This window comes from Arthrobacter sp. Y3223164 (genome assembly GCF_059091005.1).
Map to the genome: position 1 here is coordinate 1 of NZ_JBNHGF010000623.1, position 1,111 is coordinate 1,111.

Annotated in this window: 1 protein-coding gene and 1 pseudogene; one reads left to right on the forward strand and one right to left on the reverse strand. The window is 70.0% G+C overall.

Annotation, left to right across the window (positions count from 1 at the left end; translation table 11 throughout):
* Window positions 1-120 precede the first annotated feature (120 nt).
* On the reverse strand, window positions 121-657 hold the full coding sequence (locus AC5RUJ_RS16940) for a DUF2243 domain-containing protein (protein WP_494128396.1): 537 nt from the start codon (window positions 655-657) through the stop codon (window positions 121-123).
* A gap of 192 nt (window positions 658-849) precedes the next feature.
* Between AC5RUJ_RS16940 and AC5RUJ_RS16945 the strand changes: the two are divergent.
* A pseudogene (locus AC5RUJ_RS16945) lies at window positions 850-1,111 on the forward strand (tRNA pseudouridine(38-40) synthase TruA); the annotation flags it as partial.

Genomic DNA, 1,111 nt, shown 5'->3' on the forward strand with positions numbered 1-1,111 from the left:
CCTCGCGGCTCCGCAGCCACGCCAACGCCAGGTAGGCGACGGCTGCCGCCGCCACGAGGGCCGGTAGCAGCACGCCGTCGAACGCGGCCGGCTGATGGTTGTGGACCGAGTGGGCGCCGATCACGCTGGTTCCCGCCCGGGGGTGCCAGCCCTCAGGTCTACCACCCGCCCGGACCGTTGCAGCAGCCAACCGCCGATCACCAGCAGTGCCCCGAAGATCAGGAAGAGAATGTCGGCCAGCATCTGGTACTCGCCGCCGATGACGTGGTGAATGGCGAGGATGTGGTGGTCGATGATCCCCTCCACGAGATTGAAGAGTCCCCAGCCGAGCAGCATCCAGCCCCAGAGGGTCCGGGATGCCCAGACCCGTCCGCGCGAGGTCGTCACCCGCGAGTACAACAGGCCCAGCCCGATCAGCACGGCCAGCCAGGTCACCGTATGGAACAGCCCGTCCCACAGCGTGTTCATCTGCAGGCCGTGGACGGTGTTCGCCGGGAACGAACCTACGTCGATGTTCGCGGTGTCCGCGCTCGTGAGCATGTGGTGCCACTGCAGGATCTGGTGCAACAGGATGCCGTCCACGAAGCCGCCGAGCCCCACCCCGAGGACGATCCCGGGCAGGGCGATCCGGCGGTTGTGATCCGTGGTGGTTGCCATTCCGGGGCTGCCTGCCATCGCTCCTCCGAACCTCGCGGTCCCGCCCGTGTGTGCGGGCGCTGTCCCAGCAACATAGACCGAATGCCCGCCCCCGTCGACAGTCCGCCGATGCCTGGCAGGTCGCCGCCTGCAACCAGCCGCGGGCGCCGGCGGCATCCGGAGGACTCGGGGGCTCCCGGTAGCATGGAATCCATGCCTCCGACTGTTTCCCCCGTCCCAGGCCGGGACGGCGGGCCCTTGCGTGTCCGCCTGGATCTTGCGTACGACGGCGGCCCCTTCAGCGGGTGGGCCGTGCAGCCCGGCCGGCTGACCGTGCAGGGCGCGCTCGAGGAGGCGCTGGCAATCATGATCCGCCGGTCGGTCCGGCTGACGGTTGCCGGCCGCACCGACGCGGGGGTCCACGCCCGCGGGCAGGTGGTGCATTTCGACCTGGACCCGGGGGAGTGGCACGGCT

Bases quoted from the DNA above. Each gene is read 5' to 3' on its own strand.
- AC5RUJ_RS16940 (WP_494128396.1), bottom strand. From the start codon at position 657: ATGGCAACCACCACGGATCACAACCGCCGGATCGCCCTGCCCGGGATC.